This is a genomic window from Gloeobacter kilaueensis JS1 (assembly GCF_000484535.1).
Lineage (GTDB): Bacteria > Cyanobacteriota > Cyanobacteriia > Gloeobacterales > Gloeobacteraceae > Gloeobacter > Gloeobacter kilaueensis.
In genome coordinates this window covers 3,948,753-3,969,013 of the sequence record NC_022600.1, presented here as the reverse complement: position 1 = coordinate 3,969,013, position 20,261 = coordinate 3,948,753, and the positions used below count along the sequence as shown (strand labels likewise).

23 protein-coding genes are annotated in these 20,261 nt (G+C 61.9%); 9 read left to right on the top strand and 14 right to left on the bottom strand.

From position 1 onward, the window contains the following. Positions 1 to 3 precede the first annotated feature (3 nt). From GKIL_RS18335 to GKIL_RS18310, 6 genes are all read right to left on the bottom strand, one after another. Positions 4 to 1,323, bottom strand: coding sequence for an ABC transporter ATP-binding protein (locus GKIL_RS18335; RefSeq protein ID WP_023175314.1), 1,320 nt, complete (start codon positions 1,321 to 1,323; stop codon positions 4 to 6). Then, on the bottom strand, positions 1,311 to 1,994 hold the full coding sequence (locus tag GKIL_RS18330; RefSeq protein ID WP_023175313.1) for an energy-coupling factor transporter transmembrane component T family protein: 684 nt from the start codon (positions 1,992 to 1,994) through the stop codon (positions 1,311 to 1,313). The genes GKIL_RS18335 and GKIL_RS18330 overlap by 13 nt, the downstream gene beginning before the upstream one ends. Continuing rightward, complete coding sequence (locus GKIL_RS18325) at positions 1,987 to 2,559, bottom strand: hypothetical protein (RefSeq protein WP_023175311.1); 573 nt, start codon at positions 2,557 to 2,559, stop codon at positions 1,987 to 1,989. Before GKIL_RS18325 ends, GKIL_RS18330 begins: the two co-directional genes overlap by 8 nt. Positions 2,560 to 2,817: 258 nt before the next feature. Further along, positions 2,818 to 3,006, bottom strand: a complete 189-nt coding sequence (locus GKIL_RS18320; protein WP_023175310.1) for a CsbD family protein — start codon at positions 3,004 to 3,006, stop codon at positions 2,818 to 2,820. A 127-nt stretch (positions 3,007 to 3,133) separates the two neighbouring features. Beyond that, complete coding sequence (locus GKIL_RS18315) at positions 3,134 to 3,571, bottom strand: hypothetical protein (protein ID WP_023175309.1); 438 nt, start codon at positions 3,569 to 3,571, stop codon at positions 3,134 to 3,136. Between the two features lie 100 nt (positions 3,572 to 3,671). Further along, a complete protein-coding gene (locus GKIL_RS18310; protein ID WP_023175308.1) occupies positions 3,672 to 5,270 on the bottom strand; it encodes a TolC family protein in 1,599 nt (532 codons plus the stop codon). A 351-nt stretch (positions 5,271 to 5,621) separates the two neighbouring features. Here GKIL_RS18310 and GKIL_RS18305 point away from each other — a divergent pair, with 351 nt between their 5' ends. The 8 genes from GKIL_RS18305 to GKIL_RS18275 all read left to right on the top strand — a co-directional run bounded on the left by GKIL_RS18305 (position 5,622) and on the right by GKIL_RS18275 (position 11,268). Next, positions 5,622 to 6,692, top strand: a complete 1,071-nt coding sequence (locus GKIL_RS18305; RefSeq protein WP_023175307.1) for a peptidoglycan DD-metalloendopeptidase family protein — start codon at positions 5,622 to 5,624, stop codon at positions 6,690 to 6,692. 117 nt (positions 6,693 to 6,809) lie between these two features. Further along, positions 6,810 to 7,475, top strand: a complete 666-nt coding sequence (locus GKIL_RS18300) for a MotA/TolQ/ExbB proton channel family protein (RefSeq protein WP_023175306.1) — start codon at positions 6,810 to 6,812, stop codon at positions 7,473 to 7,475. 15 nt (positions 7,476 to 7,490) lie between these two features. Beyond that, positions 7,491 to 7,916, top strand: a complete 426-nt coding sequence (locus GKIL_RS18295) for an ExbD/TolR family protein (RefSeq protein WP_023175305.1) — start codon at positions 7,491 to 7,493, stop codon at positions 7,914 to 7,916. A gap of 110 nt (positions 7,917 to 8,026) precedes the next feature. Continuing rightward, positions 8,027 to 8,248, top strand: a complete 222-nt coding sequence (locus GKIL_RS24990) for a hypothetical protein (protein ID WP_023175304.1) — start codon at positions 8,027 to 8,029, stop codon at positions 8,246 to 8,248. Further along, positions 8,248 to 8,550 carry a hypothetical protein gene (locus GKIL_RS18290; RefSeq protein ID WP_023175303.1) on the top strand — a complete coding sequence of 101 codons (303 nt, stop codon included), beginning with the start codon at positions 8,248 to 8,250 and terminating at the stop codon, positions 8,548 to 8,550. Before GKIL_RS24990 ends, GKIL_RS18290 begins: the two co-directional genes overlap by 1 nt. Before the next feature lie 7 nt (positions 8,551 to 8,557). Further along, positions 8,558 to 9,247 carry a hypothetical protein gene (locus tag GKIL_RS18285; protein WP_187293839.1) on the top strand — a complete coding sequence of 230 codons (690 nt, stop codon included), beginning with the start codon at positions 8,558 to 8,560 and terminating at the stop codon, positions 9,245 to 9,247. 36 nt (positions 9,248 to 9,283) lie between these two features. After that, positions 9,284 to 9,811, top strand: a complete 528-nt coding sequence (gene ilvN / locus GKIL_RS18280) for an acetolactate synthase small subunit (protein WP_023175301.1) — start codon at positions 9,284 to 9,286, stop codon at positions 9,809 to 9,811. Next, a complete protein-coding gene (locus GKIL_RS18275; protein WP_023175300.1) occupies positions 9,811 to 11,268 on the top strand; it encodes an NAD(P)/FAD-dependent oxidoreductase in 1,458 nt (485 codons plus the stop codon). Before ilvN ends, GKIL_RS18275 begins: the two co-directional genes overlap by 1 nt. 7 nt (positions 11,269 to 11,275) lie before the next feature. On the opposite strand, the gene GKIL_RS18270 is transcribed toward GKIL_RS18275, so the two are convergent. The 6 genes from GKIL_RS18270 to GKIL_RS18245 form a co-directional block, all read right to left on the bottom strand. Then, complete coding sequence (locus GKIL_RS18270; protein WP_023175299.1) at positions 11,276 to 12,040, bottom strand: ABC transporter ATP-binding protein; 765 nt, start codon at positions 12,038 to 12,040, stop codon at positions 11,276 to 11,278. A 71-nt stretch (positions 12,041 to 12,111) separates the two neighbouring features. After that, entirely contained in the window at positions 12,112 to 12,600 is a 489-nt protein-coding gene (petE, locus tag GKIL_RS25695) for a plastocyanin (protein ID WP_023175298.1), read from the bottom strand. Between the two features lie 86 nt (positions 12,601 to 12,686). Beyond that, positions 12,687 to 13,835, bottom strand: coding sequence for a glutamate--cysteine ligase (gene gshA / locus GKIL_RS18260; RefSeq protein WP_023175297.1), 1,149 nt, complete (start codon positions 13,833 to 13,835; stop codon positions 12,687 to 12,689). Between the two features lie 46 nt (positions 13,836 to 13,881). Beyond that, the gene (locus GKIL_RS18255; RefSeq protein ID WP_023175296.1) at positions 13,882 to 14,574 is read right to left on the bottom strand and encodes a response regulator transcription factor; all 693 of its coding nucleotides are present in this window, start codon (positions 14,572 to 14,574) and stop codon (positions 13,882 to 13,884) included. Beyond that, complete coding sequence (locus tag GKIL_RS18250; protein WP_023175295.1) at positions 14,549 to 14,773, bottom strand: histidine kinase dimerization/phospho-acceptor domain-containing protein; 225 nt, start codon at positions 14,771 to 14,773, stop codon at positions 14,549 to 14,551. The genes GKIL_RS18255 and GKIL_RS18250 overlap by 26 nt, the downstream gene beginning before the upstream one ends. Continuing rightward, positions 14,767 to 15,126 carry a response regulator gene (locus GKIL_RS18245; protein WP_023175294.1) on the bottom strand — a complete coding sequence of 120 codons (360 nt, stop codon included), beginning with the start codon at positions 15,124 to 15,126 and terminating at the stop codon, positions 14,767 to 14,769. Before GKIL_RS18245 ends, GKIL_RS18250 begins: the two co-directional genes overlap by 7 nt. Positions 15,127 to 15,310: 184 nt before the next feature. On the opposite strand from GKIL_RS18245, the gene hrcA reads away from it, so the two are divergent. Next, positions 15,311 to 16,381 (top strand): heat-inducible transcriptional repressor HrcA, encoded by a 1,071-nt coding sequence (hrcA, locus tag GKIL_RS18240; protein WP_023175293.1) that lies wholly within the window; start codon positions 15,311 to 15,313, stop codon positions 16,379 to 16,381. 2 nt (positions 16,382 to 16,383) lie between these two features. On the opposite strand, the gene GKIL_RS18235 is transcribed toward hrcA, so the two are convergent. Continuing rightward, complete coding sequence (locus tag GKIL_RS18235) at positions 16,384 to 17,205, bottom strand: SWIM zinc finger family protein (protein ID WP_023175292.1); 822 nt, start codon at positions 17,203 to 17,205, stop codon at positions 16,384 to 16,386. Continuing rightward, a complete protein-coding gene (locus tag GKIL_RS18230) occupies positions 17,205 to 20,237 on the bottom strand; it encodes a DEAD/DEAH box helicase (protein ID WP_023175291.1) in 3,033 nt (1,010 codons plus the stop codon). The genes GKIL_RS18235 and GKIL_RS18230 overlap by 1 nt, the downstream gene beginning before the upstream one ends. Positions 20,238 to 20,261 lie beyond the last annotated feature (24 nt).

The following is a 20,261-nucleotide window of genomic DNA, read 5'->3' as shown; positions in this document are numbered from 1 at the left end:
GCGTTACAGGGCGACGACCTGGCTGGCCAGCCGGGCCGCCGCCGGATCGTGGCTGGTGAGGATGAGGGCACCGCCTCCGGCGCTGAAGCGTTCGAGAGCAGCGAGCATCAGCGCCAGGGAGCGCGGATCTTGACCGACAGTGATCTCATCGAGCAGCAGAATGCGCGGCTGGCGGGCGAGGACCGCCCCCAGAGCCAGACGGCGCTTCTGTCCCTGGGAGAGTGACTGGGGATGGCGGGAACCTTCAGCCGTCAGATCCAGTTGCTCCAGAAGCTGCTCGACGAGGGCAGCGCCTACGCCGGGCTGGGCAAGCTCGCCCTGGGCGGTGTCGGCAAAGAGCTGGTGGTTGGGATTCTGGAGCACAAAGCCGACCTGGCGGGCGCGGCGGGTCACAGGCTGCCGCAGGGCGTCCACCCCCAGGATCGTGAGCGTGCCGGAAGCAGGGGTGAGCAGGCCGCTCAAGAGTTTGAGCAACGTCGTCTTGCCGCAGCCGTTGCCTCCCTGGAGCAGAACCCTCTCCCCGGCACGGACCTGTAGATCCGGCAGCGGCGGATAGCCGCCGTAGCTGAGCCTGGCGCTTTCGAGCACCACCGGGCCGACGGACCCGGTAGGGACAGCCGCCGCAGCGGCAGTCTCGGGCGGTGGCAGGCCAGCGAGCAGCGCACCGCCCGCGAAGTGGTAGCTGCGCTGTGCCAGTGAGCGCACCAGCTCCAAGCGATGCTCCACCAGCAAAATCGCCTGACCGGCGCGGGCGCGTTCAGCGAGCAGTTCCAATAAAAACGCGCTGCCCGAACGATCGAGGTAGGCGAAGGGTTCGTCGAGCAACAGAACCGGCTGGTTCATCGCCAGCACACTGGCGAGCACCAGTCTTTGCTTCTGCCCGGCGGAGAGGCGGGCAACGGGCCAGTCCGACTGTGATGTGAGGGCAAAATCCTTGAGGGCACCCTCGATCTGCACTGCGATCAGATCGGGCGGCACGTTCAGATTCTCAAGGCCAAAGGCCAGCTCCTCCCAGACGCGATCGGTGAAGATCTGCACCTCGACGTTTTGCAGGACGGTGCCGATCGAGCGGCTGCGCTCGCGCACACTGAGCGATCCCAGCGACTGGCCATCAAGCTGGATCTCGCCGGTGAGGGTGCCGCCGGTGTGGGCAGGGACGATTCCAGCAATTGCTCCCAGCAGTGTGCTTTTGCCGCTGCCGGTGGGACCGGCCACCAGAACGATCTCACCGGCAGCCAGTTGCAGCTGGACGCCCTGTATGACCCAGTCCGACTGACCGGGGGGGCGAAAACCCAGATCCGCAACCCTAATCAGGCTGTCCACTCGAGGTACCCCACCGCAGCAAGCCAGAGCAGCGTTCCACAGACAAAAAGACTGTCGCCCCTCCGCCAGCGGAGCGGTCGGCTGGTGCTGCGGGGCGCATCAGGATCGTAGCCTCGCGTCTCAAGGCCGATGCTCACCTCGTCGGCAAAACTGACCATCCGGAAGATGAGCGGTGTAAACAGGCCCGAAAACCACCGCTGCGGCTGTCGGGCCAGATCGACGCCCCTGAGGGCGTTGGCCTCGACGATGCGCTGGGCCTCCTGCTGGATGAGCGGCAAAAAGCGCCAGCTCAGCATCAGGCTCAGCACCAGAAAGGCGGGCAGGCGCACCGCCTGAAAGGCGCGCACCAGGTCGGCGGGCGGGGTGGTGGCAGCGAGCAGCGGTGCCGGCAGCAGCAGCACCAGAAGCCGAACCCCCCCCAGACTCGCGTACCCCCAATTTCCGGAGAGCAGACCCGACAGCACCGTAAAGAAGATCAAAAAAGCGGCAAAGCCCAGCACCTGCGATGGGCGGACGCGCAGGGAGGTGAAGGTGAGGACCAGCAGCACGGCGACGAGGAGCAGATTGGCCCAGACAGCTTTGAAGACGAAGGCCAGAGCCGTCAGAACAATGCTCAGCCCGATCTTCAGGAGGGGGTTGATCGTGCTTAAAAAACCGGTTCGCTCAGCCATCGTCCAATTTGCCGGCGCGCTGCAACTGCCCGACGATCTGTTCACCGAGCCACCAGCCCACCGCCCCCGCCGCCGCACTCGCCACCACCGCCGGTAGCAACACCCAGGGCTGGGTGAGCCAGCGGGCAGCCAGATCGCCGACGGGCGTGCCCCGTAAAAAACCAACGGCGATCGTCCAGCCCACCAGACAGGTGGTCGCAAAAAATGTGACGTTGGCCACCAGCCGCCCGCTGCGACTGCCGAAACCGCCCGCCAGCAGGGCAGCCAGCTCCCCGGCCACCAGAGCGACGACCAAAAAGGCGGAGATCGTCCAGGAGATAAGACCCAACAGCAGGGCGAGCACGCCGCAAATCAGGGCAAGGGCACCGGGACGGCGCAGACGGGCCATCCCCAGCGTCAGAAAGATAGCGGCAAAAGGAGCCCAGGCGATCGTCGTCGCCCCCGGCAGCGGGATGGTCGAAGCGAGGGGCTGGGTAATCTTGGCAGTGACCGCCAGTCCGACGGTCATCAGGGCAGCGAAGACATAGTCTTTAAGTTGCCAGCGCCGGGTAAACGATTTTTCCATGGCGGTTCCCCAACAATCTGCAGCCTGACAGCGCCGGCCTTCGCATTCTGCCAGGCTGTTTCAGTTCCTCAAGCCAGCATAGTACAGCCTCCTGGCTGGGTGCGACAGCTTCCAGGGTCAAGGCCGACTTTTGGGTAAAAATCTCCCGTCGAGCAGCGAGCGCCCACAAAATAGCAGGGCTTCTAATCTGAAACCCTGCTACTGACAAGTCGGATCGTCCTGAGAAAGTGACGATCAGTGGACGACCATTTTGAGGCTTTAGACGTTGTCGATCGTGCGCTTGGCTGCGTCTTTTAGATCTTCTTTTTTGTGCTCGGCGCTCGCCTCAACCTGCTTGGCTTTGCCTTCCAGTTCCTGTTGTGGATCGTCGGTCAAATCGCCCCAGGCTTCCTGGATTTTGCCCTGCACGTCCTTGGCTGTAGCCTCAGCACGCTTCTCGATACTCATGCTTTCCTCCCGCGATTTAGATAATCGCTTTAAGGTAAACTACCTATCACCTATCGTTGCACGGGTACCGTCTTTTCCCCTCTATCCCAGGTCGAATCTGGCGATACGCATTTGGAATCGTGACAGCCTAATAACCGACGCGGATACCGGTTGTCGGTGTCTGAATCACCATCCCGCCGCCTTGAATCTGGACCTGGGAATTGGGTGTTGCGATCGTGGCCGAAGGACCGTAGCTACCGGAGTAAGGATAGCCGTAACCCTGGGAGTAGCTGCCGGGAGACTGGTAGCTGTAGCTCTGGGAGTAGCCGTAGTTGCCCGAGTAGGGATCGCCGTAGCTCTGGGAGTAACCGTAGCCGTCGGAGGAGCCGTAGCCGCTGCAGTAGTACTGGTAGCGGGCAAGCTGGTTGGAGTTGACCGATTGGCCCCGGTACTGCTTTTTGAGAATACGCTGCGTCAACTTGTTGCAGAGCTTGTTGACATCTTTTGCCTCAGCGGGTGGATGGTTCAGGCCCAGGCTCAAAAGGCATCCGGCTGCCAGTGCCATTGCAAGAAATTTGCTGCTCATCGCTTTTTGCTTCGCAAACACGCTCGCTCCAGAGTAGGTCCGAATCGCGGGCGTGTCGCGCTCGCGGAGCGCAGGGCGGGTTGCGCTTGAGCGCAATGTTTTACAGAATGCCCACCGAGCGGCGAATCGAGGCGAGAGCCCGGTTATAGCTGATCACCGCCGTCAGACGGTTGACCCGCGCCTGGGTGAGGGAGGTGTCGGCAATCAGCACATCGGTCTGGGTACCGACTCCCGCTTGAAAGCGCAGGCGAGCGAGGCGCAGAGCCTCTTCGGCGCTGGCGACGGCGGTGGTGGCGGTGTCGATCTGCTGGCGGGCGGTCGTCAAACTCGAAATCGAGGACTCGACGCTGTAGCGGACGGTGTTGAACGTATCGATAAAGTTGGCCTCAGCGGTGCGGGCGGTGGCGATCGCCTGATCCGCCTGGGCAACGGCGGCTCCACCGTCGAAGGCGTTCCACTGGATCTGAGCCCCGATGGTGTAGCCGGTAAAGATGCCCACCGAGCGGTCGATCAGGTTGTCGAAGAACTGGCCGTTCAAAAAGACATTCACCTGGGGGGAGATCGAGGCGTAGGCCGCCGCCTGGGTGGCTTTGGCGGAGCGGCGCAGGGAGTCCTGGTACGCCAGTTCGGTGCGCTGGTTGAGGGCGCGCATGATCGTCTCTTCTAATCCCAGATTCCAGGTACCGGCCTCTTCGATCGGATCGACCGCTTCGACCGCCGTCGGTGTGGCGTAGTTGAGCAGGCGGGCGAGGTTGCGCTGGCTGATTTCGCGCTGGTTGTCGGCACTTAATTTTTGCTGGACAGCGTTGGCGAGGTTGACTTCTGCCTGAAGCACGGCGAAGCGGGTGCCGGTACCCGCCTGCTCCTGGGCACGGGCGTCGCGCACACTCGCCTGGTTGCTTTTGACAGCCGCGTCACCTATCTGCACGTTGCCATCGGCGGTCTGCAGGTCGTAGTAAGCGCCGATCACCGTATTGATCAGATCCTGGCGGGTGGTCTCGTACTGCAGGCGAGTCGCCTTAAGACTCTCCTCGGCAGCGAGGATGTTGCTGCCCACCAGACCGCTGGAGAAGATCGTCCAGTTGATGGCGGCGGTGCCAGTGATCGTGGCGCTCTCAGAGAGAAAGGCGTTGTTGATGCCGGAACCGGAGGAGCTGAAAAGCAGGCTGGAAAGTGCGGACGACTCGGCAGGCGTGAAACCGGCGGTGTTCAAAAATTGTATGCCCTGGGCGAGGGTAGAGGGACCGGTGGTCGAGGAGGACTCACCGGAGATAAGTGCCCGCGAGATCGCCGATTGGGGCGACTGGCTGTAGGTGTAGTTGACATTCAAGGAGACGGTCGGAAACAGTGCCGCCTCCGCCTGGCGCTTGACCGCCTCGGCGCGATCGACCGCGTAGCGGGCTGTGAGCAGTTGGGGATTGCGATCGAGAACGAGGCTCACGGCATCCTGCAACTTGAGGGGCCGGGTGGCCTGGATCCGCAGTTGCAGAGGCTGGGCCGGAATCGTCGGCATATCCGGTTTGCGAATCGGCGTGTCTAGAGCGGCAGAAGCGGTGCTGGGGGTAAGGTCGCTTGCCGTCGTATTCGCTGCTGCCGCTGTTCGCGAAACGTCAGCTGGGGAGGAGCCGGTCGTCTGGGCATAGACCGGCGTCAGGGCAGAACTGAAGGCAACGAGCAGCGCCAGACTACGGATTCTCATCGCAAAATTCCTCTCAAGACAATAAAGGAAAGCAGGGCCGCAGGCTATCCCAGCCCGCCCGGCAGTATCTGCAGCTCGCGTCCACTCGTGGAGCACCCGGCAAACTCTCAATCGATCTTCTGGTGACTGCTCCCGCTCGCTGGAGCCGGCAGGCAGTGCCGCGTTTTTATTGTGATTCGATATTCATCGTGAGTTTAGGGCGCGGTGCGGATGGCCGTCAAGCCAGGGGATCGGTCCATCTATGTCAACTGACTATTTGTCAACCACGAACTATTTGAGCAGGATCGAATCCGGTACTCTTTCGGGGTATCTTATTTGAAACCGAAGCGCACGCCTTCTTTGAGGGGGTGTGTGCCAGTAGCGCATCAGGTGGGGGAGTACATGGTGAAATCGGCGGTCCAGACAGTCTCACAGGCAAAAACTCCCCTGCCCTCCCGGATCGCCCGCCGAAAGTTTCGGATTGGCTGGTATACGGCGGCGGCAGTTGCACTGGTAAGCGGCGCAATTGTAGTCGCCCGGCTGAGTGCGCCGATAGAGCCGGTGGCCGATGCCAATCTGGTGGCCGTCCTGCAGCAGAATACCCAGGCAAAGTACGTCGCCGCCCTGGTCGTCGTCAGCGACAGCGAGCACTGGCTCGATGGTCGCCGCTCGGTGGTCACCCACACGGTTGCCGCCGACGATACCCTCGATACCCTCGCCCGCAGCTATGGCTTGAGACCCAGCTCGATTGCGCTTTCTAACAGTCTTGATTTGACCCAGCCGCTGGCAGTAGGCCACAGGCTGTTGATTCCGCCCGTCGATGGTCTGGTCTACAGAGTCGAAGGACGCGATACCCTCGCGGCGATTGCCGAACGCTTTGCTGTTCCCGCAACCGCGATCGCGAAGGCGACCGGTCCGAGTCTGCAGGATTTTATCAGTCCCGGCCAGTTGCTGGTGATTCCTGGCGAAGCGACCGCTCTGACCAGACGCGCCGACGGAGCCAGTGTGTCAGCTGCGCCCGCTGCCACCCTCGCAGCCCTCAGTCTGGTCCGGCCCTCCCATCCGACCAACGGGCACGGCTACACCTGGCCAGTACAGGGCTACGTCGGTTCTCCCTACGGCTGGCGGGGGGGGCGGATGCACGAGGGCATCGACATCGTTGGCCCCATGGGTTCGCCCGTCGTCGCTGCCCGCACCGGGGTCGTCGTCTACGCCGGCTGGATGTCCGGTGGGTTTGGCAACGCCGTCGATATCCGCCACGAAGATGGCATCGTCAGCCGCTACGCCCATCTTTCGCGGGTGACAGCCCAACCCGGTCAATCGATCGAGGCTGGCCAGACCCTCGGAGCACGGGGCTGCACCGGGCGCTGCACTGGACCCCACCTGCACTTTGAGATCCACCAGGGGGGCCGGGCGGTCAACCCACTGCCTTTTTTGCGTTAGGCTATCTTGGTGCAGACGGGCGGCACCCTCATACTGCCAAATTGTAGGAACTATCTGTCCAGCAGCGCCGTCCCCGCTACAATGAACCCAACTTAGGGAGTGCTGGTTACATCCGCTATGCCCAACAATTTTCTCTCCGATATTTACCGCTTTGTTGTCAACGATTGGTGGATTGCTGTTCCTTTGCTGCTGTGCTCGGTACTGACTATTGCTGTCGTCATCGAGCGCTGGCTCTACATCAACCGCAACAAGCGCGACGTTGATCGCTTTATTGTCCGGCTTCAGCGTGAACTCGAGCGCAGTAATCTCTCCGGAGCGCGCAATCTCTCCGAACAGGTGGGTGGTGTGCTCGGGGAGGTGGCCGAAGATGGCGTGCGGCTGTTGTCGGTGCCCCGCGTCAACTTCGAACAGGCGTTCGACATCACGATCAACCTCGGGATGCGCAAGTTTGAAAAGCATCTGAGCGTCCTCGGCACGATCGGTGCCGTGGCTCCCTTTTTGGGCCTGTTGGGCACCGTCGTCGGTATTTTGCGCTCGTTTCAGACTTTCGCAGGTGAGGGAGCGACCAGCAACAAACTGGCCGCCGAAATCGGTTTCGCCCTTATTGCCACCGCCGCCGGCCTCATCGTCGCTATCGCCTCGGTCGTCGCCTACAACGCCTTTCAAAATATCGTCGCCCAGTTCGAGGACGATTTTCAGCTCCTCAAGCTGCTGTTTCTCAACTTTACCGACGTCGCCGAACTCGAAGCCGAGCCGGTCGAAGAAACCATCTCCCAGCAGTAGTCACAGGAGGCACCGATGGCCATTCAAAGTGCGGGCCGCCGTGGCCGCCGCAGCCGAGCCGGCTTTAACGAGATCAACATCACTCCCCTCACCGACGTTTTCCTGGTGCTGGTGATTATCCTACTGATTACTGCTCCTCTGATTCAAAACAGCGGCCTCAAAGTAGACCTGCCCAGCTCCGCCACCGGCGACAAGCCCGAGCAAAAAAAGAGCCTGCTGGTGGGCGTCGATAAAGATGGCAAATTCTCTGTCAACGGTGCAGTTGTCCCCGAAGACAACCTGTTGCCGACGATTCGCCGCGAAGCGGAGGTGACCGGCCAGAAGGTGCTGATCGTCCAGGCCGACGCCGATGCCCGCCAGAAAAATGTCGTCAAGGTGATGGATGCCGCCCGTCAGGCCGGTCTCGAAAAGCTGGTTGTTGCTACCCAGCCCAGCAAGTAAAGGGCTTTGCCAGGCCGCAACAAGCAATGTTGTTTTTCCTTGCCGACTCGTCACTGCCCGTCTGCGAGCCGCTAGACTGTAGGCGACCATCAGCGTCCAGGGAACAGAACATGTCTTGTCTTGTGCTTCTATGCGCAACCGTCGTGGCGACGGCCATTCTGGCGGGGATTACCCATTTTTATAATCAGACGCGCACTTCTTTAAGAAAAGCACAGCGCTATACGCCCACTCAGCGTCCGGGAATCCCCCAGACCCGCGAAGAAATTATCGCAATGCTCGAGCGGCAGTTCAACAACAGTCCCTCCAGCGGTCCCCCCGAACGAAACCTCTGATGTTACCTGCGATCGATCCGCTCAGCTTTCCGGATGCGGCATTCGTCGGCGATGTGCTGGTGGTGGATGTGCGTGGCCGCCATCTTGGCGATGTCGAGGGAGTACAAATCAAGCCCGCTCGCGGCGTGCGGGCGATGTTGGGCGATCCGCTGGGACGGCGCAACAAACCGGTGGAGTCCGGTCCCGATCGGCTGACGCTGACGGTGGCGATTGACTTCGATGCCTACCCCGGCGATCGTCGCCTCTGGGTCCAGTCGCCTGCCGGGGACAGCAATCAGCTGCTGCTGACGGTCATGCTCTAATACAATAATGGCGATCTTGACAACTCGTTACATGAAGCGCACAGGCTGGCTGGTGGCGCTATTGTTGAGCGGCTGTACAACTCAGACGGTAGCAGTCTCAAAGCCGCCTGCTGCTGCCCCCAAAGGCGAGAAGCGGACCCTCACTCTGCCGGTAAGTGGCCCACGGGACATCTTTTTGTTGAAGGCGGACGGCACGCCCTTCCGTGATGCCCGCAACCGCTACAAGGGTGAAATCGCCGTCGAGCCGTACCGCTCCCGGCTCGATCTGGCGGCGGTGAGCGTGGGCACTGCCACCGGCAAGCGGTCCAGTCTGGTGGCGGAGTTGCCCTTTGCCGACTCCACCCACAACATCAGCGACGACCGCCCGGCGGTCTTTCTGGAGGTGGATGGCCGCCCCCTGCGCGACGGCGAGGACTTCGACAGCGTTATCCAGAGCATCGATAGGGGCAAAACCCACACCGTCCGCGTCAACTTCACCCTGCTCGAACCGGGATTGAAGCGCATCGAGCAGGCCCAACAGAGCGTCGCCGTCAAGATTCGCCTCAGATCGGACATTTTTGCAGCAGCAGGCGAGTGCGAACGGGCGATACCGGGTTCCGCCGCCGCCGAAGATTGCCGCAAACCCTACACTGGCCGCACGATCGAGGCCAAAAATCTCGGGCTCATCAAAGCATTTCTGGCCGCTAAGAACTCCTGAGCGATATACTGAGGGGCGATTTGATGGCACAGCGCGGTGAAGCATACTCTCTCAGTACTGGTGCAGGATGAGTCCGGGGCGCTGGCGCGGATCACCGGCATGTTTGCCCGGCGCAGTTTTAATATCGAGAGTCTGGCGGTGGGTTCCGCCGAGCAGATGGGCACGACGCGGATCACGATGGTGGTGGGTGGCGACGCGCAGGCGGTCGAGCAGGTGACCAAGCAGTTGCACAAACTGGTGAGCGTCCTCAAAGTGCAGGACATCACGACCGTTCCCTGCGTCGAGCGCGAGTTGATGCTCATCAAAGTGAGCGCCACCACCGTCACCCGCAGCGAGATCATCGAGCTTGCCACCGTCTTTCGCGCCCGGATCGTCGATGTGGCCGAGGAGTCGGTCACCGTCGAGGTGACAGGCGATCCGGGCAAGATGGTCGCGATTATCCAGATGCTCACCAAATTTGGCATCAAAGAGATCGCCCGCACCGGCAAGATCGCTTTGATCCGCGAGTCGGGGGTCAATACCGAATTTTTGAAAGTCCAGTCGCCCCTGCTTACCCGCGTCTGATGGCAGACAGACACGTCGTCGTCATCGGGGCAGGACCAGCCGGTTTGAGTGCAGCCTTCGAATTGGATCGTCTGGGTATCGCTTCAACGATCCTCGAACGCAGCGGCCACATCGGCGGCATCAGCCGCACCGTGAACTACAAGGGTTTTCGCTTCGACATCGGTGGGCACCGCTTTTTTTCAAAGTCTGAAGAGATCGAGCAGTTCTGGAGTGCGGTGCTCAAGGACCGCCTGCTCGAACGCGGTCGGCTCTCGCGCATCTTTTATCGCAACCGCTACTTCGACTACCCGATTCGGCCTCTCAACGCCCTGGTCAACCTCGGCCCCACCACCGCCGCCCTCTGCGTCGCCAGCTACCTTAAAGCCCGCGTATTGCCGCCCAAAGGAATGCGCTCCTTCGAGGACTGGACCGTGCGCGCCTTCGGGCGCAGGCTGTACGAGATCTTTTTTAAGACCTATACCGAAAAAGTCTGGGGGATGCCCTGCTCGGAAATTTCCGCTGACTGGGCGGCCCAGCGGATCAAGGGCTTGTCGATGGCCTCGCTCCTCCGTTCGATGTTCTGGCCCCAACCGAAAGGACGAGGGGCGGTGATCAAGACGCTCATCGACCGCTTCCGCTATCCGGGCCGGGGGCCGGGCGAGATGTGGGAGGCGGTGGCGGCAGCGCTCAAGGACGCCGGGCACCCGCTTGTCTTCGACGCGCCCGTCACTCGCCTGGAGCGCTCTGATACGCGGCTGTTGCGCGTCTGGACCGCCGATGGGCGCTCCTTTGCCGGGACGGACTTTCTTTCGACGATGCCCCTGCGGGAACTTGTTCTTGCCCTCGACCCACCGGCTCCGACAGCAGTGCAGCGAGCGGCTGGGGCGCTCGGTTACCGCGACTTTCTCACCGTGGCGCTCGTCATCGATCAGGCCGAAGTCTTCCCGGACAACTGGATCTACATCCACGATCCGAGTGTCAAGATGGGACGGATCCAGAATTTTAAGAACTGGAGTCCGGAGATGGTCCCCGATGGGCGCTATACCTGCCTGGGGCTGGAGTACTTTTGTTTTGAAGGGGATGGACTCTGGAGCGCCTCCGACGCCGATCTGATTGCCCTGGGCCGCCGCGAACTGGCCCAGTTGGGGCTGGTGGACCCCCAGCAGGTCGTCGATGGCACCGTCGTCCGCCAGGACAAAGCCTATCCGGTCTACGACGATCATTACCGCGAAAACGTCGAGGTGATCCGGGCGTTTATCGAGCGCGAATTGCCGAATCTGCAACTGATTGGCCGCAACGGGATGCACCGCTACAACAACCAGGACCACGCGATGATGACGGGACTGTTGGCAGCCCGCAACATCGCCACCGAGGGCCGCTACAATCTCTGGGCGGTCAACGCCGATGCCCAATATCAAGAAGAAGTCCGCGAAGGGGAGGTAACAGGCCGCCTCGTTCCGGAGCGCCTGGGAAGCTAGGCAGCGCTCATGCCGCCCCGCTGCCCAGGTAGGCGGCGATTACCTGGGGGTCGGAGCGCACCTGAGCTGGTGCGCCATCGGCGATCTTCTGGCCAAAGTTCATCACCACGACCCGATCGGAGAGGTTCATCACCAGGTTCATGTCGTGCTCGATGAGGACGACGGTGATGCCGCGCTTCTGGATGCGGCGGATAAGGGCGATGAGCGAGCGCGTCTCCTGGGGATTCATACCGGCAGCCGGTTCGTCGAGCAACACCAGCTGCGGATCGGTGGCGAGGGCGCGGGCCACCTCCAGGCGGCGCTGGTCGCCGTAGCAGAGGCAGGAGGCGGTCTGGGCGGCACAGTGGCCCAGGCCGACAAAATCGAGTTCTTCGCTCGCGCGCTGAGCGATTTGTTTTTCTTCGGCCACCCCTGCCTTGCCGGGCAGCAACGCTGTCCAGAAGCCGCCCTTCGTACGGCTGTGGCGGCCCACCATCACGTTTTCGAGCGCACTCATACTGCCAAAGAGGCGAATATTTTGAAAAGTGCGCGCCAGACCCGCCGCGACGATCTGGTGCGGCTTTGCACCCACGAGCGGCCTGCCTGCGAGGCTGGCGCTGCCGGTAGTGGGCGCGTAGATGCCGGTGAGCATGTTAAAGAGCGTCGTCTTGCCCGCGCCGTTGGGGCCAATCACACTCAAGATCTCAGCGGTTTCAACGCCGAAGGAGACACTGTTGACCGCGAGCAGGCCGCCAAAGCGCTTGGTGAGATTTTCGACAACGAGCAGGGCCACGGCGAATACCGGTGATTCAGATGTCCGGTGACAGAATAGCACCGGACCACCCGCACAGCTGGATAAGCTGCTTACTTGGCCACGGTGATTACACCGACCATTCCTGCCGACTTGTGGGGCACACAGTGGTAGGAGTAGTCGCCGGGCTTGGCGTTGGCCGGGACAGTGACTTCGATTTTGTCGCCGGGCTTGTTGAGGAGCTTCGGTTCAGCGATCGCCTTGGCGGTGGCGGCGTCCGGCTCGGTGCCGTCAAAGACGGCGTTGTGGGGACCGGCCTTGTTCATCTCCCAGACAATCTTGTCTCCGGGTTTGACCGTGAGCTTGGCCGGCACAAACACCAGCTGGCCCGTGTCGCTGCCCATCTTGATTACGTTGCCGCCACTCGTGGTCGTACTGGCTGGGGCGGAGGCGGTCGTCGTCGGAGCAGAAGTCGTCGCTTCCGGGGTGGAGGCTGTCGTCGTGGTCGTCGTACTGCTTGTCGTACTGGTGGAGGAACCGCCGCCACAGGCGCTCAGCAGCGCAATCAACCCGGCGGCAATCGCTACATGCACTGTTTTCATCGTTCTTGTTCCTGCGGAGAACCACCCTCCAATGTAGCCCCAAGTACCGCGAAGCAGAACTTCCCCCGGAGCGATGTGTTCAGGCTCTAGCAGGGCAGGGCCGAACCTGTACACAGTCTGGCGCGCAGTTCGGCCTCCATCTGCTCAAGGGCGAGGGCTTCCTGCTCTAAGATCCTTCGGATGCTACAGCCGACATGGTACTGCTCCAGCCAGCGCATCGCCTCGTTGCCGCCGGCAAGTACCGCCTCGACCGCCGGCAGATAGCGCTCAAAGCCCCGCTCAGCAGCCACGGTCATAGCGCGCACCAGCCAGCGCTCGGTCCACTCGTACACGCTCGATTCGCGGCCCGTCTGCCAGTCGATGAGCCGGGCGGCGAGGCTGTCTTTTGCCGCTGCCTTCTCGTTGAGGATTGTGATCTCGACCAGTTCCTGGGGGGTGAACTGGCTGGTGAGCGGGTCAGGAATCTCACCGGCCAGCAGGGCCAGAAGCCGGGTCTCGACAAGCGCTGTAATCCCCAGAAGTACCACCGGCGAGGCGATGAGATCGGCGATGCGCAACTCGGCGCGGTTGATCGCGTAAGGGCGATCCGCGCCGTTGGGACGCACCGAACTCCACAGATGGCGCACGTTGAACATCGTCCCCAGCCGCAATTGTTCTTCGACCCAATCGATGTAGTGGCCGTGGCTCAAAAAAAGCGGCACGTACTCCGGCGTGTGGGGAAAGCGCAGCCAGCGCGTCGAGTGGGCACCGGTGGGCTCGCCGTTAAAAAAGGGCGAGGAGGCGCTCAGGGCCAGCACCACCGGCGCTTCGAGCCGGAGCAGGCGGCAGGCTTTGATAATCTCCTCGGGTTCGTCGATACCAAAGTTGATGTGAATACTCGATGTAACGACCCGCGTGCCGTAGAGTTGCTCGATGCGGGCGTGATAAGGATTATTGGGGTCGGAACGTAAAAAGCGGCTGGTGTCGTGTTCGAGGGCGAGGGTGCTGCCCGGCAGGAGCGTGTAGCCCCCCAGGTCGTTCAAGTAGCGGCGCAATCGACAGCGCGGATGCAAGAGCGCGCACAAAAGCGCGTCGTAATCTTTGAGCGGTTCGGTGGCGTACTCGACGTTGCGCTGGTCCGGTTCGCGCATAAAGCTCGGCAGATCGCGGGTGATCTGGTGCGAGAGGCCCACGACATCGCCCTCGGGCGTGCCAGTGTACATTTCGACTTCAAAACCCTTGGTCAACAGCTCCATGCTGCGCCTCAACCTCTCCTTTCAAATTTTAAGGTTTCGGGCGCACTTAAGAGTACGTCGCAGGCTCGATCAAAAATTGATAGCCGATCGAGCGCACGGTCTGAATAAAGCGCGGATGCCTCGGGTCCGATTCGATCTTCTTGCGCAGCGTCAGCACGTGGGTATCGACGGTGCGGGGATTGTCGATCCCGGCAGGCCAGGCGAGTTTGAGCAGATCCTCGCGGGTGAGCGGCAATCCGGGCCGCTGGGCGAGCACGTAGAGCAGACTGAACTCCTGCGGCGTGAGTTCGACCGCCTGATCGCCCAGCACGACGCGCCGCTGTACCGGGTCGATCTGCAGCGCCCCAAACTGCAGAGCGGTAGACGGCGTCCGGGCGCGCAACCGCCGGACGAGCGCCTCGATGCGCGCCAGGAATTCCTGCATTCCAAAGGGTTTGACCAGATAATCGTCCGCCCCCGCCTTGAGCCCTTCGACTTTTTCGGACTCTGAACCGCGAAACGACAGAATCAACACATAGGCGTCCGACTGGGCGCGCAGCCAGCGGCAAAAATCGAGACCGTCGCCGTCGGGCAACTGCAGATCGAGCACCACCAGATCGAGGAGGTTGCTGTTGAACCACTCGCGTCCCTCCGCCAGGGTGCCGACGGCGTGCGCCGCGTAGCCGCTCTGCACCAGCTGCCAGTTGAGCAGCGAACGCAGGTGCGGGTTGTCCTCAACGATAAGGATTTGACAGGGCATCGCCTAGTACCTCCTCTAGGCGTCGCTGAAGCGTAACCGCCTGCTCTTCGATCGCCTCAAGCAACGTCTCGGACAGGCGCGGATCGAGCGCGTCGCCGGAGCGCAGAACCTGGGCATAGAGCCGAATCGCCAGCAGAGGTTCGCCGATGTCGTGGCGCAGATCCCGCGTCGAGGCGGATTTGACGGCGGTCTTTAGCATGGCAGATAAGCCTCCAGCGCTTGATTAAAGGTTCTCACGTCGATCGGTTTGCTCATGTATCCATCGAAACCAGCCGCCAGAATCCGCTCGCGATCGCCTACCAGAGCGTGGCCCGTGACGGCCACCACCGGCGCTGTCACCCCCTGCTCCCGCAGGCGGGCCAGTACTGCCCAGCCGTCCAGATGGGGCAACGTCAGATCCAGTACGATCAGATCAGGCTGATTGCGGGCCGCTAAATCCATACCACTCAGACCGTCTTGCGCTTCGAGCACTTCATGAGCGGCTAGGGATAAGACCATCCGCAGGAGTTTGCGGCTCACCGGTTCATCTTCGATTACCAGTATCTTCGCCATCCATTATCAAAATATACAGTTAATTATTTACCCCCCAGGCCAGGGACAGGATGCACACGTACGAACGGCGGCACCGATGGAATATTGCAACGAAGGTTGGGCAACAGTGTAGCAAGATCGGAGTAACATTCCTTGACAGGCCGCTAAAATTAGTCCTATCAGGTGAGATCTGCAGGTAGATAGCGTGAACAGCCACTCCTTTTATTCGTTGCACTCGAAACTTACACTGAGCGATCGCTATAAGCAGATTTTGCACGCGACGGTCAAGTGCTACATCGACACCGCCGAGCCGGTGGGCTCGAAGATGATCACCCAACAATACAATTTTGGACTGAGTTCGGCGACGATCCGCAACGCAATGTCGGTACTCGAGAGCTGGGGTCTTCTCTTCCAGCCCCATACCAGTGCCGGACGCATTCCGTCTGACTCTGGCTACCGGGTGTACGTAGACGAGCTGATCGCACCGCCGACCGAACTGGTGCAGCGGATGCGCTCGGCGCTGGCTGAAAATCTTGCCGAGCGGCGCGACCTTGAGAGTCTGTTGCAGGGGGCGACGCGATTGCTTGCCACCTTGAGCGGCTGTGTGGCCCTCATTACCGCTCCCCAGAGCGCGCTCGTCTGTGTGCGGCACCTGCAGATCGTTCATATCGGCGAAGGGCGGGCACTGGTGATCGTCGTCACCGACGCCCTCCAGACGCGCTCGTTTTTGCTCGATCTGCCCCAGCCGGAGATGGCTGAGCAGCTCGAAGCGCTCAACAATTACCTGAATATCCAGCTACAGAACCGGATGGTGGGCGAGCTGGACCCGGCGGTGGTCGGGGCGATGGGCGGCGAATACCACTGGTACGCCGAATTTTTGCGCGGCCTCATCGCGCTTTTACAGCGGGTCCTGCAGCCGCCGACCGGGCAGCTATTTGTAAGCGGCGTCGGCGAAATTCTCAAGCAGCCGGAGTTTGCCGAGCCGGAGCGCATCCAGGCAATCGTGCAGCTCCTTGAAGTCGAGCGCGAGCGCATCGGGTCGCTGATTACCCCAGAGCAGCACCAGGGCCGCCAGATCGTCGTGCGCATCGGGGCGGACAACCCGCTGGAGCCGATGCAGTTCTGCTCGCTGGTGAGCAGCACCTACTACCGCAACGAGACGCCGGTCGGTTCGGTGGGCGTGCTCGGTCCGACCCGACTGCCCTACGACCGGGCGATCGCCTCGGTACAGGCCACGAGCGACCACCTCTCACAGGTGATGCAAAGCGAAGAGTGATCTTAGCTACCGCCCAGAGCCGCCCCCATCGCCCAGTCGCGTGCCTGGGTATAAGCGCCTTTTAAGAAGTTGACCGTCGGCTCCGCCCCTTCGATGGGCGGTGGACCGAGCACGTCGAGGACTGTCTCCTGCGAAGGCGGCGGCACGATCGCCACCAGCGACGGATCGAGGTCGCCCCTCAACTCCCAGAAGTGCGCACTCTCAAGGGGCGGGACCGCCGGTTGCTCTGCCACTGGGGCGAGGGATTCTTTGTTGTCGGGACTCTTGCTGCCGCGCAATTCGCGCAGGCGCTGGAGAATCTGCGGGCGGCTGCGGCCCCTTAGAGCAAAGAGTACGAAGGGATCTTGATCGAAGCGCTCGCCCATCAGGTAGTAGACCGCAGCGATGTGCTTGCAGGGGTTGGCCGAATCCGGGCAGGAGCAGTTGCTGTGGATGTCCCACTTGTTGAAGGGAAACAGACTGAGGCCGCTTGCGATAAAGGCTTCTTCGATATTCTGGGGCATCTCGCCTGCGAGCAACTTGGCCGCAAAGATGGCCTGGCCCGCCAGCGTCTCGATCACCTCGTTCCACTGCTCGTCGCTGAAGCGATCGAGAAAGAGCGTCACGTCGTAGGGGGCGGGGGCGGTGCCCTGGACCTTTGCCTTGACCTTCGAGCCTTGAAATTCCATCGCAAGCACGTTGCCGCCCCGCGCATAGTTGCGCCCCCGCGCCAGCCGCTGCGTCCAGCCAAACGATTCGAGCACATCGATCCACCGTTGCGCCCACCACTGGCTGGCGAAAACTTTGGGAGCCGCTTCCTGCCCCGGCTTGACCAGATCGCTCATTATTCTCCCTCGTCGGTATCGACAATTTCTGATCGATCGAGCACCAGCAACTGCCGCAACTGGTCGGTGCTCATCTCAGAGAGCCAGTTTTCACCGGCGCTCACCACCTGCTCGGCAAGGGCTTTTTTGCTCTCGATGAGGGCGCTGATCCGCTCCTCAAGCGTGCCCGTGCAGACGAACTTGTAGACCTGGACATTTTTGGTCTGACCGATACGAAAGACGCGGTCGGTAGCCTGGTTTTCGACCGCCGGGTTCCACCAGCGATCGAAGTGGAAGACGTGGTTGGCGCGGGTGAGGTTGAGGCCGACGCCCCCCGCCTTCAAAGACAGAATAAAGATGCGCGGTGCCTGGGGATCGCGCTGGAAGCGGTCGATCATCGCCTCGCGCTGGTTTTTGCTCGTCCCGCCAAACAGAAAAAAGACCTCAGAACCCAACTGGCGGCTCAGATGCGCCTGCAGCAGGTGGCCCCACTCGGCGAACTGCGTAAAGATCAAGGCCCGCTCCTCGTCGGCTAAGACCTCTTCGAGCATCTCCTCCAATCGCCGCAGTTTGCCGGAGCGCTCGCCGAGCGGTTCGGCGTCGCCCAGGTAATGGCTCGGGTGGTTGCAGACCTGCTTGAGCTTGACCAGGGTGGCGAGCACAGCCCCCCGCCGCTGGATGCCGGTGCTACTTTCGATCTTGGTGAGCGACTCGTTGACTACCCGCTCGTAGAGGGCGGCCTGCTCGGCAGTGAGCGGACAGAAGACGTTCGTCTCCTGCTTTTCGGGCAGATCTTGAATAATTTGCGGGTCGGATTTGAGCCGCCGCAGGATAAAAGGCTGGACCAGAGCGCGCAGGGCGTTCGCGGAGGCGCGATCGCCGTACTTTTCGATGGGCACCGCGAAGCGGCGCTGGAAGAAGTTGCGCGCTCCCAGATAGCCGGGGTTGAGGAAATCGAGGATCGACCACAGTTCTGCAAGGCGATTTTCGACCGGCGTGCCGGTGAGGGCGATCCGAAATCTAGCGGTGAGTTCGCGGATCGCCTGGGTCTGCTTGGCCTCGGGATTTTTGATATTTTGCGCTTCATCGAGGACCAGCCCCAGCCACTCGACGCGCTTGAGGTCGCGGCTGTCGCGCTGCACCAGGGCGTAGCTACTTACGACGACGTTGGTCCTGGCAGCCATTTCGACGAAGTTGCGGCCCTTGGGCCGCCGCGCCCCGTGATGGACATGCACTTTTAGCTCGGGGGCAAATTTTCTCACCTCCCGCTCCCAGTTGCCCATCACCGAGGTGGGACAGATGAGCAGCACCGGCCCATCCAGTTCTTGCCTGGCCTTGAGGTGCAACAGCATCGCGATCATCTCGATCGTCTTACCCAGGCCCATGTCATCGGCCAGACAGGCTCCCAGGCCCCACTGCTGCAGGAAGCTGAGCCAGCCGACGCCCAGTTTTTGATAGGGGCGCAGGGTGCCGCGAAAACCAGGCGGTTCGTCGATGGGCTTGAGCTTGCGCTGGTCTGTGAGCGTCTCCAGCAGTTGCTGGATCGGGCCGGAACTGTCGAAGTTGACGATAGGTAGTCCCGCGATCGTCTGGGCATCGCCGAAGCCCAGGCGCAGGACGTGCTCCAGCGACAATCCGACTTGATCTTGTCGCGTCTCAAAAAATTTGCGGGCAGCGCGCACGTCCTGGGGGCGCAGTTCGACCCAGGCACTATCGACCTTGACCAGAGGTTCGGCGGTGGCGGCCAGCCGCTCGAATTGCTCGCGGCTGATGGGCTGGCCCCCCAGCGACAGCTCCCAGCGAAAATTGAGCAGGCTCTGCATCCCGAGGCCGGGGCTGACATTGGCGTTGCGGCCTGAGACCGCTTCGAGCTTGAGGCCGAGGCGGTTGCGCAGCGCGCCCATCTCCGAGAGGCTGTCGGGTAACAGCACGTCGAAGCCGCTCTCGCGCAGCCGCCAGGTCGCAGCCTTGAGAAATTGAAACGCCTCGGGGGTGCTGAGGGTGCAGCGCTCCGGCTGGGGCACCAGTAATCCGCGCTCGATCGGAGCGAAGATGCGCGAGGCGAGGCCGAGTCCCGCTAAAAACGTCTCCTGCTCGTCCCCCGGCAGCGCCCAGACTTGAACCGCATCGAGCAGGGGAGCCGCCGGATCGTCTCCCAACCGCAACTTAAAATTCAGCGCCCAGGAGCGCTCAGCGCCCTCGGGCGGTTCGAGCACAAAGCCCGTGCGCACCCGGCCCTGGTAGCGCAGGGGCGCTTCCCAGCTGCTTAGAATCTCCGATAGCTCCACCGTCGCCGCGTCGCAGGCTCTTAGCTGCGGCTGGGGGCTTGCGAGCGCCTGCAGCCAGGGACGGACCGCCCCCCCCGGCAGCGTGCGCGGATCGGGCGGCTCGCTTGAGAGCAATGCGCGCACCCGCGCATCGAGGACAGCTTCCAGAAATGACCGCACCAGATCGACCGGGGCCACCTCCGGCGTCGCCGAGCGGCAGGCATCCGGCAGGCGAGCCGCAAAATCTTTGAGGCGCGCCTGATCGCCGGCGCTGTCGAGCAGGGGCCGCCAGCGGGCCACGGCTCCATCGCCGTTATGCACCTCAAGACTGGGCAGGTACTTGGCGCGCACCATCAGATCGAGCACCCAGCGGGCGCACTGCGACCAGAAGCGCAGGTCGTTGCCGATCGAAGTATCTGTACTCCCCAGAGGCACGTTCAAGAGCAACTCGAACGCCTGGGGCGCATCGAGCCAAAGCCCCTCCACCACCCACACTTCCAGAGCCACCTTGCCTGTCTCCGGCGGTGGGCTTGCCGAGTAGAGCACATTTTCGAGGGTCGAGGGCAGCACGAGGGTCTGGCTGGCAGGCTTGCTTGTCCGCAACTGCAGGACCGGAAACTGTTCGCTCAGATGTTGCAACAACTCGGCCAGATCGAGGGCGTAGGGATGAATGGCCGGTTGCTCGTCGCGCTTGCGCCGCCTGGGTACCTGCCGCCAGGTTTCTGCCCATAGGAAAAACCCAGCGCGGGGGGGCTGGTGTACCCAGTTACCGTGCAATATCGCCATGACGCTATTTTACGCCTCTCGCAC

Excerpts from the sequence above, each read along its gene's own strand:
- GKIL_RS18315 (WP_023175309.1), bottom strand. The coding sequence starts at position 3,571 with ATGAGCAGCAAATTTCTTGCAATGGCACTGGCAGCCGGATGCCTTTTG.
- GKIL_RS18245 (WP_023175294.1), bottom strand. The coding sequence starts at position 15,126 with ATGGCGAAGATACTGGTAATCGAAGATGAACCGGTGAGCCGCAAACTC.
- GKIL_RS18300 (WP_023175306.1), top strand. The coding sequence starts at position 6,810 with ATGCCCAACAATTTTCTCTCCGATATTTACCGCTTTGTTGTCAACGAT.
- GKIL_RS18325 (WP_023175311.1), bottom strand. The coding sequence starts at position 2,559 with ATGGAAAAATCGTTTACCCGGCGCTGGCAACTTAAAGACTATGTCTTC.
- GKIL_RS18290 (WP_023175303.1), top strand. The coding sequence starts at position 8,248 with ATGTTACCTGCGATCGATCCGCTCAGCTTTCCGGATGCGGCATTCGTC.
- GKIL_RS18255 (WP_023175296.1), bottom strand. The coding sequence starts at position 14,574 with ATGCCCTGTCAAATCCTTATCGTTGAGGACAACCCGCACCTGCGTTCG.
- GKIL_RS24990 (WP_023175304.1), top strand. The coding sequence starts at position 8,027 with ATGTCTTGTCTTGTGCTTCTATGCGCAACCGTCGTGGCGACGGCCATT.
- GKIL_RS18320 (WP_023175310.1), bottom strand. The coding sequence starts at position 3,006 with ATGAGTATCGAGAAGCGTGCTGAGGCTACAGCCAAGGACGTGCAGGGC.
- GKIL_RS18250 (WP_023175295.1), bottom strand. The coding sequence starts at position 14,773 with ATGCTAAAGACCGCCGTCAAATCCGCCTCGACGCGGGATCTGCGCCAC.
- GKIL_RS18285 (WP_187293839.1), top strand. The coding sequence starts at position 8,558 with ATGGCGATCTTGACAACTCGTTACATGAAGCGCACAGGCTGGCTGGTG.
- petE (WP_023175298.1), bottom strand. The coding sequence starts at position 12,600 with ATGAAAACAGTGCATGTAGCGATTGCCGCCGGGTTGATTGCGCTGCTG.
- GKIL_RS18230 (WP_023175291.1), bottom strand. The coding sequence starts at position 20,237 with ATGGCGATATTGCACGGTAACTGGGTACACCAGCCCCCCCGCGCTGGG.
- GKIL_RS18295 (WP_023175305.1), top strand. The coding sequence starts at position 7,491 with ATGGCCATTCAAAGTGCGGGCCGCCGTGGCCGCCGCAGCCGAGCCGGC.
- GKIL_RS18275 (WP_023175300.1), top strand. The coding sequence starts at position 9,811 with ATGGCAGACAGACACGTCGTCGTCATCGGGGCAGGACCAGCCGGTTTG.
- GKIL_RS18235 (WP_023175292.1), bottom strand. The coding sequence starts at position 17,205 with ATGAGCGATCTGGTCAAGCCGGGGCAGGAAGCGGCTCCCAAAGTTTTC.
- gshA (WP_023175297.1), bottom strand. The coding sequence starts at position 13,835 with ATGGAGCTGTTGACCAAGGGTTTTGAAGTCGAAATGTACACTGGCACG.
- GKIL_RS18310 (WP_023175308.1), bottom strand. The coding sequence starts at position 5,270 with ATGAGAATCCGTAGTCTGGCGCTGCTCGTTGCCTTCAGTTCTGCCCTG.
- GKIL_RS18330 (WP_023175313.1), bottom strand. The coding sequence starts at position 1,994 with ATGGCTGAGCGAACCGGTTTTTTAAGCACGATCAACCCCCTCCTGAAG.